Origin of the sequence: Mesorhizobium sp. M1252 (assembly GCF_040318265.1) — a bacterium.
Lineage (GTDB): Bacteria > Pseudomonadota > Alphaproteobacteria > Rhizobiales > Rhizobiaceae > Mesorhizobium.
Genome location: NZ_JAMYLX010000002.1, coordinates 292,903 through 307,431, shown reverse-complemented (window position 1 = coordinate 307,431; position 14,529 = coordinate 292,903). Strand labels below are relative to the sequence as shown.

12 protein-coding genes and 1 pseudogene are annotated in these 14,529 nt (G+C 64.8%); 3 read left to right on the top strand and 10 right to left on the bottom strand.

Annotation, left to right across the window (positions count from 1 at the left end; all coding sequences use genetic code 11):
* Positions 1 to 21: 21 nt before the first annotated feature.
* From dhaM to NKH22_RS04960, 10 genes and pseudogenes are all read right to left on the bottom strand, one after another.
* A complete protein-coding gene (gene dhaM / locus NKH22_RS05005; RefSeq protein WP_023690004.1) occupies positions 22 to 411 on the bottom strand; it encodes a dihydroxyacetone kinase phosphoryl donor subunit DhaM in 390 nt (129 codons plus the stop codon).
* Positions 408 to 1,010, bottom strand: coding sequence for a dihydroxyacetone kinase subunit DhaL (gene dhaL, locus NKH22_RS05000; protein ID WP_023732533.1), 603 nt, complete (start codon positions 1,008 to 1,010; stop codon positions 408 to 410). The genes dhaM and dhaL overlap by 4 nt, the downstream gene beginning before the upstream one ends.
* A 70-nt stretch (positions 1,011 to 1,080) precedes the next feature.
* Positions 1,081 to 2,724 carry a dihydroxyacetone kinase subunit DhaK gene (locus NKH22_RS04995; RefSeq protein ID WP_352909057.1) on the bottom strand — a complete coding sequence of 548 codons (1,644 nt, stop codon included), beginning with the start codon at positions 2,722 to 2,724 and terminating at the stop codon, positions 1,081 to 1,083.
* A 64-nt stretch (positions 2,725 to 2,788) separates the two neighbouring features.
* Positions 2,789 to 3,802: an ABC transporter ATP-binding protein gene (locus NKH22_RS04990; RefSeq protein WP_023806151.1), complete on the bottom strand. Its 1,014-nt coding sequence runs from the start codon at positions 3,800 to 3,802 to the stop codon at positions 2,789 to 2,791.
* Positions 3,795 to 4,907 (bottom strand): ABC transporter ATP-binding protein, encoded by a 1,113-nt coding sequence (locus tag NKH22_RS04985; RefSeq protein WP_023707800.1) that lies wholly within the window; start codon positions 4,905 to 4,907, stop codon positions 3,795 to 3,797. The genes NKH22_RS04990 and NKH22_RS04985 overlap by 8 nt, the downstream gene beginning before the upstream one ends.
* Before the next feature lie 2 nt (positions 4,908 to 4,909).
* Complete coding sequence (locus tag NKH22_RS04980; RefSeq protein ID WP_023668776.1) at positions 4,910 to 5,113, bottom strand: hypothetical protein; 204 nt, start codon at positions 5,111 to 5,113, stop codon at positions 4,910 to 4,912.
* A gap of 229 nt (positions 5,114 to 5,342) precedes the next feature.
* Positions 5,343 to 6,278: pseudogene (locus NKH22_RS04975) on the bottom strand (carbohydrate ABC transporter permease); the annotation flags it as partial.
* Complete coding sequence (locus tag NKH22_RS04970) at positions 6,275 to 7,222, bottom strand: carbohydrate ABC transporter permease (RefSeq protein WP_031198535.1); 948 nt, start codon at positions 7,220 to 7,222, stop codon at positions 6,275 to 6,277. The gene NKH22_RS04970 and the pseudogene NKH22_RS04975, both read right to left, overlap by 4 nt.
* A gap of 229 nt (positions 7,223 to 7,451) precedes the next feature.
* A complete protein-coding gene (locus NKH22_RS04965; RefSeq protein WP_023684201.1) occupies positions 7,452 to 8,783 on the bottom strand; it encodes an ABC transporter substrate-binding protein in 1,332 nt (443 codons plus the stop codon).
* A 254-nt stretch (positions 8,784 to 9,037) separates the two neighbouring features.
* Positions 9,038 to 9,736: a PIG-L deacetylase family protein gene (locus NKH22_RS04960; RefSeq protein WP_023715560.1), complete on the bottom strand. Its 699-nt coding sequence runs from the start codon at positions 9,734 to 9,736 to the stop codon at positions 9,038 to 9,040.
* Positions 9,737 to 9,762: 26 nt separating this feature from the next.
* On the opposite strand from NKH22_RS04960, the gene NKH22_RS04955 reads away from it, so the two are divergent.
* The 3 genes from NKH22_RS04955 to NKH22_RS04945 are packed head-to-tail and all read left to right on the top strand — an operon-like array spanning position 9,763 to position 14,514.
* Positions 9,763 to 10,653, top strand: a complete 891-nt coding sequence (locus NKH22_RS04955) for a DMT family transporter (RefSeq protein WP_023702319.1) — start codon at positions 9,763 to 9,765, stop codon at positions 10,651 to 10,653.
* Positions 10,654 to 10,693: 40 nt separating this feature from the next.
* Positions 10,694 to 13,156, top strand: coding sequence for an ATP-dependent helicase HrpB (gene hrpB, locus NKH22_RS04950; RefSeq protein WP_352909056.1), 2,463 nt, complete (start codon positions 10,694 to 10,696; stop codon positions 13,154 to 13,156).
* Positions 13,157 to 13,188: 32 nt separating this feature from the next.
* Positions 13,189 to 14,514, top strand: a complete 1,326-nt coding sequence (locus NKH22_RS04945; RefSeq protein WP_352909200.1) for an ActS/PrrB/RegB family redox-sensitive histidine kinase — start codon at positions 13,189 to 13,191, stop codon at positions 14,512 to 14,514.
* Positions 14,515 to 14,529: the final 15 nt, after the last annotated feature.

Genomic DNA, 14,529 nt, shown 5'->3' with positions numbered 1-14,529 from the left:
GCGCTCAAAATTCCCGTTCATTCACGAGGGCGACAATTCATGCGCCGTCGCCACCACTTCCTTCAGCGAGGCCCCGCCGGACGCCTCCGTCGCAGCCATCACCGCGCCTTCGACGATCGGCGCGTTGCAGACGACGATCTTCTGCGCCCGCGGCTCGCCGATCATTTCCACCGCCATTTCCGAATTGGTCTCGGCGCCGCCGAGATCGACCAGTATGGCGACGCCCGCCTCCGACCACGCCTTGTCGATGGCGCCCATGATCGCTTCGACGCTGGTGCCGAGCCCGCCATGGCCGTTTCCGCCGCACCATGCAAGCGGCACTTCGTCGCCCACCATCTGCCGCACCATGTCGGCCGTGCCTTCGGCAACCAGCGGCGAATGCGAGACGATGACGATGCCGACATTGCTCATGCTTGCCCCTCGACGGTTTCGGCGACGGTCCGCACCAGCAGCGCCACAGAGCGTCCGCCGGCATCCATATGACCGATTGAGCGGTCGCCGAGGAATGAGGCGCGACCGCGTGTTGCCTTCATCGGCACGGTCGCTTCGGCAGCCGCGTCGGCAATATCAGCGATTTCCGAGCCTGTCTTTCCATTCGCGAGCGCGTCATGCACCGGATACAGCACATCGAGCATCGTCTTCTGGCCGACCTGCGATTTGCCTCTGGCGGCCACCGCCTCGATTGCCTTGCCGAAAGCAGCCGTCAGCTTGGGGCGATCCGGCTCTCCTGAAATCTCCTTGCCCAGCGCCAGGAACAATGTGCCGAACAGCGGCCCGGACGCGCCGCCGACCGTCATCACCAGCTTGGTGCCGATCGCCTTCAGCGCCTCGGGCAGCGGCTTTGCAGCGAACGCCCCGGCATCGGCGCGCACAGCCTCGAAGCCGCGCTTCATGTTCAGCCCATGGTCACCGTCGCCGATCGCCTGGTCGAGCGCGGTCAACTCTTCCGAGTGAGCGGCGATCGTGTCCGCGGCGGCGGTGATCAGCCTGGCAAGGTCGAACGCTGCCATGTCCAGATTCCCGGTTTCGATCCTGCCGGCAGTATCGCAAGAGTTTTCATTCGACAATCGAAGCATGCCGTCAGGCCGCTGCATGCAGCGCGGCGGCGGCCGCGAACACTTCGGCCACGGCATGGGCGCCAGGGTCGACTACGCCTTGCAATTTGGCGCCAACATAGGCGGAGCGTCCGGCCTTCGCCTTCTCCATGGCAGCGGTCGCCTCGGCGCCGTGCCGTGCCGCTGTAGCCGCGGCATCCAGCCCCTTGGCATCGAGCGCCTTCAGCGCCGGCTCCAGGGCATCGACCATGGTGCGGTCGCCGACCCTGGCGCCACCGTAAAAAGTAATGCGGTCAAGCCCGGCAAGCAGCGCCTTGGACAGGGTTGCTCCGCCGTTCGAAGCCTGAGCCGCTGCCGTGAAGAAGATCGACAGCAAGACGCCTGAGGAGCCGCCCATTGCGACGCCCAGACTATCGCCTATAGCCGCGAGCGTGGCGGCAGGGTCGGCCAGCGGCAGTGTATCGAGCTTCTCCAGCACGCTGCGCGCGCCGGTCGCCACCGTCGAACCGGTATCGCCGTCGCCCGCCTTGGCGTCGAGCCCGTTCAGTGTCTCTTCGAGCTCGATCAGCCGTTCGCAGACCGTGACGATCAAACGCCTGGTACCGGGATCCTGACTGGCCTTTTGGGCTGCGCTGTTTCCAGCCGCTTTCGCCATAGGCACGATAGCCGGCGCGACGACGGTTTTGGCCGGCATCCAGGCATGTGGGCCGACAGGCGCCAGCAAGGCTGCCTCGCGCGCCGCATCGAGCTTGATCAGCGACAGCGAAAAGCCGTTCATGTTGAGCGCCGTCATCAGCGGTCCGGGGCCGATCGCAAGTTTGACGGTTTTGGCCAGCGGCGAGGCCAGCACGGCATTGGCGACCAGCGACATCTCAAGCGGCGGCACCGAGCCGAGATTGTTGATGAGCAACGCGTGGCTGGCGTTCGGGTCGAGCCGCGCGGCCAGCCGCTCCGCCATGATCGCCACAAGTCTGTCGGCGCTTTGCACCGCGATGCGCTCGACGCCCGGCTCGCCATGGATGCCGAGGCCGAGTTCGCCGTCATTTTCGCCGAACCGCTCTTCATGTGGCTGGCCGGGGATCGAGCAGGACGACAGCGACATGCCGAGCGAGACGATGTCCTTCGCCGCCGCGCGAGCGGCTGTAGCAACGGCTGCCAAGTCCTGACCGGTCTCCGACAAATGGCCGGCGATCTTGTGCACGAACAAGGTGCCGGCGACGCCGCGCGGCTGGTTGATACCCGGTAGGGCGATGTCGTCGGCAACGATCGCCATCTCGACGCGAAACCCCTCGGCGCGCGCCTTCTCGGCCGCCAGGCCGAAATTGAGCCGGTCGCCGGTGTAGTTCTTGACGATCAGCAGGCAGCCGGCGGGGCCGGTCACCGCGCGGATGGCCGCCAGCACCGCCTCGACGCTGGGCGAGGCAAAGATCTCGCCCGAAACCGCCGCCGTCAGCATGCCCTTGCCGACAAAGCCGGCATGGGACGGTTCGTGTCCGGCGCCGCCACCGGAGACGACGGCAACTTTCGCCTTGTCCCAGTCGGCGCGCAGCACGACCTTGATCTCGGGGTAACCGTCGAGGCGCGCGAGATCGCCGGAACCGATAGTCCGCAACAGCCCGTCCAGCGCCTCGGTGACGATCGTTTCCCTGCGGTTGAAAAAGTGCTTCATCGAATTCGTCCTGTATTCGTCAATCAGAAGCCGGTGCCGTGCCCTTGGCGAGACACCGAAAACCTCACATCAGTCTTTGTCCGTCGGCGCCGAAATAAAGTGGCGAGCGGTAGCGGATCACCACTTTGTCGCCCTCGGCCAGATCCGTATCGGGGTCGGTGAGCGTCACCAGTTTCTTCGGGCCGACCGTAACATGCAGATGGTTCTGGTCCCCGAGATGTTCGACCCAGTCGACGACGCCGTCGGCATGGCCGTTTGCGGTCTTCTCGATCGACAGATGCTCGGTGCGCGCGCCGATGGTCTTGGTTCCGGTCGGCGCCCCACCATCAGGCAGCAGTCCCGCTGGCAGCAGATTGATCGCCGGCTGGCCGAGCCGTGCGGCGACATGAAGGTTTGCCGGCTCGGAATAGATGGTGCGCGGCGTGCCGATCTGCACCAGCACGCCATTGTTGAGGATGCCGATGCGGTCCGCCATGGTCATCGCCTCGATCTGGTCGTGCGTGACATAGAGCATGGTGGCGCCGAGCTCGGCTTGGATGCGCTTGAGTTCGAGCCTGAGATCGGCGCGCAATTTGGCGTCGAGCGACGACAGCGGCTCGTCCATCAAATAGATCGACGGCTTGCGCACCAGCGCGCGCCCAATGGCGACGCGCTGCATTTCGCCACCCGAAAGCTTGGTCGAGCGGTTGGCGAGCTTGTGGTGGATGCGCACCATCTTTGCCACCTCTTCGACGCGGCGGCGAATCTGGTCCTCCGGTACTTTCCGCGCCGGCGAGCGCAGCGGGAAGGCGAGGTTGTCGTAGACTGACAGATGCGGGTAGAGCGAATATTGCTGGAAGACGAAAGCGGTGTCGCGCTCGGCCGGCGACAGCGTCGTCGCATCGTGGTCGCCAATATGGATCGTGCCGCCATCCGGCCGCTCCAGTCCGGCGATCAATCTCAGCGTCGTCGTCTTGCCGGCGCCGGTCGGGCCGAGCAGCACGACGAATTCGCCATCGGCGATGTTAAGGTCGAGGCCATCGACGGCGACATGGTCGCCGAAGCTTTTGGTCACGCCCTTGATGTGCACGTCAGCCATGCTGCGCTCTCCCTTGAGAGGCGGTATCGTGGATCGCGGTGCGCACCGCCCGACCCGAGCCCTTGTCGAACAGCGACAGCCGCGCGCTGTTCAACGTCAGCCCGACATGATCGCCGGCAGCGAGCCGGATTTCGGCCGGCACCCGCGCCTTGATGATGCCGTCCGCCGTCTCCACCGCCACGATCTGCGTCGTGCCGAGATATTCGGTGCCGTAGATGGTGCCGCGCAGTTTCGACGCATCGTCGAAACGGATGTGCTCGGGACGGATGCCGAGCGCCATGTCGGCGGGCGCAATTTCCTCGCGCACTTCCGGCACCGCCACCTTGGCGCCCTGGACGACGATTTCCTTCGCCCCCTTCGCCAGCCCGCCACCGAAGCCCAGGAAATTCATCGGCGGCGAGCCGATGAAGTCGGCGACGAACATGGTTGCCGGGCGGTCGTAGATTTCGCGCGGGCTGCCGAACTGTTCGATAACGCCATGGTTCATCACGGCGATCTTGTCGGCCATCGACATCGCTTCCATCTGGTCGTGCGTGACATAGACGGTGGTGGCGTGGATGCGGTTGTGCAGCTCGCGCAGCTCATGCACCATCAGATCGCGGAATTCGGTGTCGAGCGTGCCGAGCGGCTCGTCCATCAGGAAGCATTTTGGCCGTCGCACGATGGCGCGACCGAGCGCCACGCGCTGGCGGTCACCGCCGGCAAGGCCCGAGACCGATTTGTTGAGCAGATGGTCGATGCGCAGCAGCTTCGCCGTTTCCTCGACACGGCTTCGAATCTCGGCCGAGGGCATGCCTTGCGCGAGAAGCGGGAAGCCGATGTTCTTGCGCACGTTCATATGCGGATAGAGCGCGAACAGCTGGAAGACGAAGGCGATGTCGCGTTCGCGCGCCCGGCGCATGGTGACGTCCTCGCCGCCGAGCAGGATCTGGCCGCCGGTCGGCAATTCGAGGCCGGCGACCATGCGCAGCGTCGTCGTCTTGCCGCAGCCCGAGGGACCAAGCATGACGAAGAACTCACCATCTTCGACGACGAAGCTGGAATCCTGCACCGCGACGAAATCGCCGAAGGCCTTTCTCAAATGTTGGACGCGGATTTCGGCCATGATTATTCCGGGAACTTCGAGACGATGATGAACATCACCGTGCCGGCGAGCATGGTGATGAAGGAGTAGGTGTAGAGCGCCAGCGCGAAGGGCTGGAACAGCATCAGGAATCCAATGGCGATCAGCGTCGTGGCGATGTTTTCCATCAGGCCGCGCCGGGCCCAGCGAGGCCAGGATGACTTTTTGGAGATGGCTGGGCGCGTCATGCGCAGCTTCCTTCCTTCTGCCCGGCAACGGGGCGAGACGGTTGCCAGGTGGTTCCCCCACTCCGTCGCTGCTTCGCAGCGCCACCTCTCCCCCCTCCGGAGGGAGAGGAAGGGAGCCTGGCTGAATGAAGTTCGCGTCCTTCCTCTACCCCGTCGATCGGGGGAGAGGTGTCGAGCGAAGCTCGACGGGGTGGGGGTCGCCCAGGCACCCCCAAAATTTTGGCCCCCCCCCCAAACTTATGCCGCCGAGGAATTGTTTTGGAAGCAGGTTGGTGGAGAGCAGGATCGGCACCAGGAAGATGGTCGTGCCGGCCGCCACCGCCGGCCAGTCCTGGCCGCCTTCGCCGATGATGGTCGGGATGAAGGGCGGCGCGGTCTGCGCGGTGCCGGAGGTCAGGAGTGCGGCGAACGCATATTCGTTCCAGGCGAAGATCAGGCAGAAGATGGCGGTCGCGGCGATGCCGGTAGTCGCTTGCGGCAGCACGGTGCGCCAGAAGGCCTGCAGCCTGGTATAGCCGTCGATCATCGCCGCTTCTTCATACTCGCGCGGGATCTCGTCGATGAAGCCTTTCAGCAGCCACACCGCGAGCGACACGTTGACCGCGGTGTAGAGCAGGATCATGCCGAGCGCGGTGTCGGACAGGCCGAGCTCGCGGTACATCAGGTAGATGGGAATCGCGACCGCGATCGGTGGCATGAAGCGCGTCGACAGGATGAAGAACAGAAGGTCATCGGCCAGCGGCACCTTGAAGCGCGAGAAACCGTAGGCCGAAAGCGTGCCGAGGAATACGGCGCAGAAGGTGGAACCGAAGGCGATGATCAGTGAGTTGACGAAGCGCGGCAGGAAGTTGGACGGGCCGGCAATCACCATGTTGCGCTTGCGCGAGGTCTCGTCGCAGAAACCGGTCGCGGGTCCGAGCGAGTTGATATACTCGGCCGTTTGCCTGGTGCGCGTCGTGAACAGGTTGCAATAGCCCTCGATGCTCGGCTGGAACAGAATCTTGGGCGGATAGGCGATCGAATCCGGCGGCGTCTTGAAGCTGGTGGCGAAGATCCACAGCAACGGCACGATCGAGATCAGCGCGTAGAGCACGATGATCGTGCCGGCGATCCGCTTCGAATTGGCCGAGGGGGCGACGACGGAGTGGGCGGTGGTCAGGCTCATCTCTGCTTCACCTTGTTCAGCGCCTTGACGTAGATGTTGGCCAGCCCAAACACCGCGACGAACAGGATGATGGCGAAGGCCGAGGAATATCCGGTGCGCCAGCTCTCGAAGGCCTGCCGCTTCAGCGTGATCGAGGCGACCTCGGTGGTCGAGCCCGGCCCGCCACCGGTCAGCAGGTTGACCATGTCGAACATCTTGAAGTTCTCGATGCCGCGAAACAGCACCGCCAGCATGATGAAGGGCAGCGCCATCGGCAGCGTGATCGACCAGAACTGCCGCCAGTTGGACGCGCGGTCGACCTCGGCGGCTTCATAGATGTATTCGGGGATGGAGCGCAGGCCGGCGAGACAGATCAGCATAACATAGGGCGTCCACATCCAGGTGTCGACGATGATGATCGACCACGGCGCCAGCGACACGTTGGACAGCATCTGGATGTCGGTCGGTGGTATCCGGGTGACGAACGAGATGGCGTAGGCGAACAGGCCGATCTGCGGCTCGTAGAGGAAACGCCAGAAATTGCCGACCACCGCCGGCGACAGCATCATCGGCACCAGGATGATGGTCGTCCAGAAGGCGTGGCCGCGAAACTTCCTGTCGATCAGCCATGCCAGCGTGAAACCGATCAGCGTCTGCAGCAGGATCGTCCAGAACACGAAATGCGCCGTCGTCTGCATGGCGATCCAGATGTCCTGGTCGCCGAGGATGCGCTGGTAATTGGCGAAGCCGAGGTTTTTCACCACCTCGTTCGGGCGGTTCGCGCGGAAGTTGGTGAAGGACAGGTAGATCGCCCAGAACAGCGGGAAGATGTTGATGGCCAAGAGCAACAGGATCGTCGGCGAGATGAACAGCCAGGCGAGGCCCTTGTCGCTGATCCCCCGGACCTTGCGGGCCAACGGCTCCGGGGTCGCCCGGGCAACGTTCTCCGCAGTCCGATTGAGCATGGTGAGTCCTGCTTCGGTCACGTCAAGTCTCGACACTGGAATTTATCTGAACTGCGTCCCGTGCCAAGGGCAGCACGGGACCAAGAGCATGATGCCGAAAAGTGTGAAGCGGTTTTCGGACGACATCATGCTCTCTCTCTTTTTAGCCCTGAGGCGGATGATTTCTGATCGATTCGGCCTGAAAATCATCCGCCTCTGGGGTCAGGCTCGGGAGGAGCCGTTGGTCCGGTTACATCTTGCCGTCGTCCTGGAACACTTGCGTCCAGTCCTTGACCAGGCCGTCAAGCGCGTCCTTGGCCGAACCCTGGCCGGCAACGACATAGTCGTGGAAGCGCTTCTGCGACGCCTGCAGCAGCGGTGCGTAGCTCGGCTCGGCCCAGAAGTCCTTCACGATCGCCATCGAGTCGAGGAAGGTCTGTGCATAGGGCTGGCTGGACGGGAAGGCCGGGTCCTTGACCACCGCGTTCAGGCAGGAATAGCCGCCGAGCGACCACCATTTGGCCTGTACATCCTTGTTGGCGAACCACTTGATGTATTTCAGCGCCGATTCCTGCTTGTCTGAATAGGACACGACCGAAATGCCCTGGCCGCCAAGCTGCGCAAACTGGGCACCGCCGGGACCCTTCGGATTGACGAAGTAGCCGATCTTATCACCGCCGACATTCTCGTCCTTCTGCAGGCCGGGCCAGGTGAAGGCGAAGTTCATGTGCATGGCCACCTGACCGGATTTGAAGGCGTCGACGCCTTCGCCCATATAGCTGTTCGAGGCACCCGGAGGCGTGCAGCAATCGTAGAGCGACTTGTAGAACTCCAGGCCTTTGACCGCGTCTGGCGAATTGACGAAGCCTTCCATCTCGTAGGGCTTCTTGGGGTTTTCATACTGGAAGCCGTAGCTGTAGAGCACGTCCATGGCGCCCATGGTGATGCCTTCCGAGCCACGCTCGGTGTAGATCGAAGCGCCATAGACGGTCTTGCCGTCGATCTCGCGCTTCTGGAAGAACTCGGCGACCTGCTTCAGCTGGTCGAAGGTGGTCGGTGGGCCGAGGTCCCAACCATACTTTTCCTTGAATTCCTTCTGCAGTTCCGGCTTGGAGAACCAGTCCTTGCGGTAGGTCCAGCCGACGACGTCGCCCATGGCCGGCAGCGCCCAGTAGTTCGGCGTGTTCTTCGGCCATTCGGAATAGCCGACGACGGTTGCCGGCACGAAGTCGTCCATGCTGATCTTCTCCTTGTCGAAGAAGTCGTTCAGCTTGACGTAGTGGCCGTTCTCGGCCGAGCCGCCGATCCACTGGCTGTCGCCGATGATCAGGTCGCAAAGTTTGCCGTGCGAGTTGAGCTCGTTGAGGAAGCGGTCGGCATAGTTGGTCCACGGCACGAATTCGAATTTCATGCCGATGCCGGTTTCCTTGGTAAAATCCTTGGACAGTTCGACCAGCGCGTTTGCCGGATCCCAGGCGGCCCAGCAAAGCGTCAGGTCTTCAGCGTGCGCCGCGTTCGAGACGGCTGTCGACGCGGTAATCGCCGAGGCCAGCCCCAACGCCAGTTTCAAGCTCGATTTCATGCCTTCCTCCCATTTGCGAAACGCGCCCGGATGGCCGTTTCAAGAACCCCTCAACCCTCGCTCCTCCGAGGGGCTAAACACGGCGCGCTATGCGTCGCCAGGGCGGCGCGGTGCGCCGCAGATGTTTAGTAATTTGTTTAGTGATGCAATTTTTACTAAACAAGGCAAGCGAATTCGTCGCTGCGCCGCAACATGGCGAAACGGCGATTGAAATCGTTGGGAAATGATTGCCGGACGGCTCGCCCGGAAGTTGCTTAGCCGGGGTCGCCTATAATTTTCGTCTGCGGCGTCACCGGCCGAACAGGGGGCGCGGGCGGCAGCAGCGCGCGGATGTCGGCGAAGGGAAATGTCGGCTCGAATCGGAAGGCCTCGGCCAGGGAGCCGGGAACGCTGTTGCATTGCCCGGCGCGAAACTCATTCTGGACGCGCGCTCTGTCGACATATTGCTCCGGCCACTGCGACTGGTGCGCTCGGATCGCCTGCGTCTTGATATCGCCGTAGGCGGAAATGTCGACGTAATGCGTCGGCGCAAAGCCGGTGCCGCCCATCGTGTCGGCATGCAGCACGGGGACGCCGAACGAGGCCGCGATGCGCACGCCGTCCGACAAAGCACGATGGTCGGCGTGATAGTCGTTGGGGGCATGCGTGATCACCAGATCCGCCGCGGTCTCGCGTATCAGCGCTTTCAGCGAAGCGATCAGTGCCGCATCGGCCACCAGTTCGCCGTCGGGAAAGTCGAGAAAGCGAAGGGTTGCGCCGAGCAACGCCGCAGCGGCCGCCGCCTCGTCGCGGCGGACACGAGCCAAAACGCTCGGGTCGCCCATGCCGCCCCTGGCGCCATCCGTGGCCACGGCAAAAGTCAGTTCTGCGCCTTGCGTGGCATAGGCAGCCAGCGTACCGAACATGAATATCTCGATGTCGTCGGGATGCGCGCCGAGCGCCAATACCTTCACTGCACTCTCCCCGGAAATGGAAAAACGTGACGAACGGAATCCTGCTCGCCCTCATCGCCTATGCAAGCTATTCGTGCAGCGATGCCGTTATCAAGAGCCTTGGCGGACAGTTCACCGTCTTCGAGATCGGCTTCTTCATCACGCTGTTTGCCGGCTGCTTCCTGTTTTTCAGCCGCCCAGTCGATGAGCGCTGGCGCGACTTCTGGCGCACCGGGCGGCCATGGGCGGTGCAGGCCCGCGCCTGGGCCGGGATCGCCTCGGGCGTGCTCAGCGTCTACGCCTTCACCACCATTCCGCTGGCCGAGACCTATGCACTGATCTTCCTGGCGCCGCTTTGCGTTACCATTCTCTCGACCGTCATCCTGAAAGAAAAGGTCGGTCCATGGCGCTGGCTGGCGGTGGTTGCCGGCTTTGCAGGTGTCATGCTGGTGGTGCGGCCAGGTTTTGGCGAGTTGCATCTCGGACACCTTGCCGCCTTCACGGTGGCCTTCCTTGCCGCGGCCAGCGTCATCCTGATGCGGTCGCTCGCCCAGCAGGAAAAGCGCACCACCATGCTCGGCGTGCTCATCGGTTACGGGCTGCTGTTCAACGGGGCCGGCACCATCGCCACATCGTTCACCCTCCCCAACGCCATGCAGCTGCTGTGGCTGGTGCTGGGCGGCGCCTTTACCGCCGGCGGCCAATTGCTGCAGCTGCTGGCCGCCAAATACGCACCGGCCAACCGCATCGCGCCGACGCATTATTCGCAGATCGTCTGGGCGGTGATCCTCGGTGCGTTGTTCTTCCAGGAGTATCCGGACTGGATATCGCTGGTCGGCTTGGCCGTCGTCGGCGCGTCCGGCCTGCTCACCATGGTGCGCGAGGAGGTGCGGCTGGGCACGGTGCGCTGGAACCCGTTTGCGCGCACGAGGCTTTGAGCCGTTGCACGGTTGTGGTGACCGCTGATATGCGGACGCAATGACGACGAGATCCTTGCCGGAGCTTCCGGTATCCGCCGTGCTGCCGGCCCTGCGCGAGGCGCTCGGCTCCGGCAACAGCGCCGTTCTGGTGGCGCCGCCCGGCGCCGGCAAGACGACGCTGGTGCCGCTGGCGCTGCTCGATGCGCCCTGGCTGGTCGCCGGCAAGATCGTCCTGCTCGAACCGCGCCGGCTCGCCGCCCGCGCCGCCGCCCGCCGCATGGCCGAATTGCTTGATGAAGAGCCCGGCGCCACTGTCGGCTATGCCATGCGCATGGAAAACCGCACATCGGCCCGGACAAAAATCCTGGTCGTCACCGAAGGCGTCCTGGCGCGCATGATCCTAGACGATCCCGAGCTGCCCGGCGTCTCGGCGGTGATTTTCGACGAATTCCACGAGCGCTCGCTCGACGGCGATTTCGGCCTGGCGCTGGCGCTCGACGTGCAGGGCGCGCTGCGGCCGGATTTGCGGCTGCTGGTGATGTCGGCAACGCTCGATGGCGCGCGCGTCGCGAAACTCCTGTCCGGCGCCCCGGTGATCGAAAGCCAAGGCCGTGCGTTCCCCGTCGATGTCAGATACGACGAGCGGCCAGCCGGCGTTCCCATCGAAGACGCCATGGCCAAGGCGATCCGCTCCGCTCTTGCCGGCGAGAGCGGCAGCGTGCTCGCCTTCCTGCCGGGACAGCGCGAGATCGAGCGCACCGCCGAGCGGCTGCAGGGCCGGCTCGGCGCCGACACCGACATCGTGCCGCTCTACGGCCAGCTCGACAACAGGGCGCAGGATGCCGCCATCAAACCGGCGCCGCCCGGTCGCCGCAAGGTGGTGCTGGCGACGTCGATCGCCGAGACCTCGATCACCATCGACGGCGTGCGCGTCGTCATCGATTCCGGCCTGTCGCGGCTGCCGCGCTACGAGCCGGCGAGCGGCCTGACCCGGCTGGAGACGGTGCGTGTTTCCAGGGCGTCGGCCGATCAACGCGCCGGTCGCGCCGGACGCACGCAGCCAGGTGTCGCCATTCGGCTGTGGCGGGCCGAGCAGACGGCGGCCCTTCCCGCGTTCAGCCCGCCCGAGATTCTGGAAGCCGATCTGTCCGGGTTGCTGCTCGATTGCGCCGCCTTCGGCGTCGCCGATCCCGCAAGTCTCTCCTTCCTCGATCCGCCGCCCATTCCCGCGCTTAACGAGGCGCGGGCGCTGCTCACGGCGCTGCACGCCATCGACGCGGCCGGACGGCTGACGGAGGCAGGCGGCGCGATGCGCAAGCTGGGGCTGCCCGTGCGGCTCGCACACATGGTCGCTGAAGCCGCTGGCGGCGGCCACGCGCTCGAAGCTGCGATGCTAGCCGTCCTGCTCACCGAGCGTGGCCTTGGCGGCGACGGCGCCGACCTCGAACGGCGCCTGATGCGCTTCCGCACGGAAAAGTCACCGCGCGCCGTTGCGGCAAGGCAGCTTGCCGGGCGATTGGCGAAGCAGGCGGGCGGCGCCAAGAGCAGCGAAACCGCTTCTGCCGGTCTTCTCCTCATCCACGCCTGGCCGGACCGTGTCGCCAGAGCGCGCGGCGAGCGCGGGCGTTTCGTGCTCGCCAACGGCTCCGGCGCCATGCTCGACGCCGCCGATCCGCTGGCCGGTGAGACCTGGCTGGTCGTCGCCGATCTGCAAGGCAAGGCGCAAAATGCCCGCATCACGGCGGCGGCAGCCGTCGACGAGGCCGACATCCGCGCCGCACTCTCCGACAGGATCGAGACTCGCCGCGAGACAAGCTTCGACCGCGAGCGGCGCGCGGTGCGCGTGCGCGAGACCGCCAGGCTCGGCGCCATCACTTTGTCGGAGCGCATGCTGCCCGCACCAACTGGAACAGACGCCGACCGCGCCATCCTGGATGCCTTGCGCGAGCACGGCCTGTCGCTGCTGGAATGGGGCAAGGACGGCGAGACGCTGCGCCAACGGCTTGGCTGGCTGCATCGCGGCCTCGGCGCGCCTTGGCCCGATGTTTCGGAAGCCGCCCTGCTCGAACGCCTCGACGACTGGCTGCTGCCGTTCCTGTCGGGCAAGGCGTCCTTCGCCGCCATCGAACCCGGCGTGCTGTCGTCAGGCCTGATGGCGCTGGTGCCGCATGATTTGCAGCGCAAGATCGGCACACTGGCGCCGACCCATTTCGACGCGCCGTCCGGCAGCCATGTGCCGATCCGCTATGACGGCGAATGGCCGGTGCTGGCGATCCGCGTGCAGGAACTGTTCGGCCTTGACCGCCATCCGGCAATCGCCAACGGCACCGTGCCGCTAACGCTTGAGCTGTTGTCGCCGGCGCACCGGCCGATCCAGACGACGCGTGACTTGCCTGGCTTCTGGCGCGGCTCCTGGGCCGATGTGCGCACCGACATGCGCGGCCGCTATCCCCGCCATGTCTGGCCGGAAAATCCGCTGCTCGCTGCGGCCACCGCCCGCGCCAAACCGCGAGGGACCTAGCGCTCGTCCTTTCCCGGCTATAATCCTTGGCCATGATCAACATCCTGCACGCGCCAGACTTCCAGCAAAGCCAGCGGCTGCGCCTCAACACGCTGATCCGGCTGCGCTGGCTGGCCATTGTCGGCCAGAGCCTGACGGTGCTGGTCGTCGCCTATGGGCTCAAATTCCCGCTGCCGGTCAGCCTCTGCTTCGCGCTGGTCGCCTGCTCGGCCTGGCTGAACCTGGTGCTGACCTTCCGCTATCCGGCAGCGCACCGGCTGACCCCGTTCTCAGCCTTTTTCATCCTGACCTTCGACAGCCTGCAGCTTGCCGGCCTGCTCTATTTGACCGGCGGCCTCACCAACCCGTTCTCGGTGCTGATGACCGTGCCCGTCGTCATCTCGGCGGCGTCGCTGCCGCTCCGGCTGACTGCGGTGCTCGGCGCGCTGGTCATGGCGGCGGCCACGTTGCTGGTCTTCTTCCACCAGCCGCTGCCATGGTATGAGGGCGCGCCGCTGCCCATGCCATTCATCTATGTCGCCGGCATATGGATGGCGGTGTTTTCCTCGATCGCCTTCACCGCCATCTATGCCTTCCGCGTCGCCGAGGAAGCCCGCCTGCTCGCCAATGCGCTTGCCGCCACCGAACTGGTGTTGCAACGCGAACAGCATCTGTCGGCGCTGGATGGGCTCGCCGCCGCCGCCGCGCACGAGCTCGGCACGCCGCTCGCCACCATCGCCCTTGTCTCCAAGGAAATGGAGAAGGCGCTGGGCAACGATCTTAAATATGGTGAGGATGTGAAGCTGTTGCGGTCGCAGAGCGAGCGCTGCCGCGAGATCCTGAAGCGGCTGACCAGCCTGTCCTCCGAGGGCGAGGCGCATCTGTCCCGTCTGCCGCTGACCTCGCTGGTCGAGGAGGTGACGGCGCCGCACCGCGATTTCGGCATCTCGATCAAGCTTCGGCCCGGCGAGCGCGTCGGCCCCGAACCGGTGGGACGACGCAACCCCGGGGTCATCTACGGCCTCGGCAATCTGGTCGAGAACGCCGTCGACTTCGCCCGCAACAGTGTGACGGTGCGATGGAGCTGGGACGAACTCGACGTCACCTTCTCGATCATCGATGACGGGCCGGGCTTTCCCCCCGAAATCATCGATCGCATCGGCGAGCCCTATATGTCGACACGCCAGGGCAACGAGGCCGGCGGTGGCCTTGGACTCGGGCTCTTCATTGCCAAGACCTTGCTCGAACGCTCCGGCGCCACGCTCGATTTCCGCAATTCGAGCGGGCTGGGCGAGGGCGCCATCGTGCAGATATCGTGGCCCCGCACCGTCTTCCTCAACCCGGAATCGGTGGGGATCTCGATGTTCGACACCGCGTAAAAGCCCGGCGGAGGC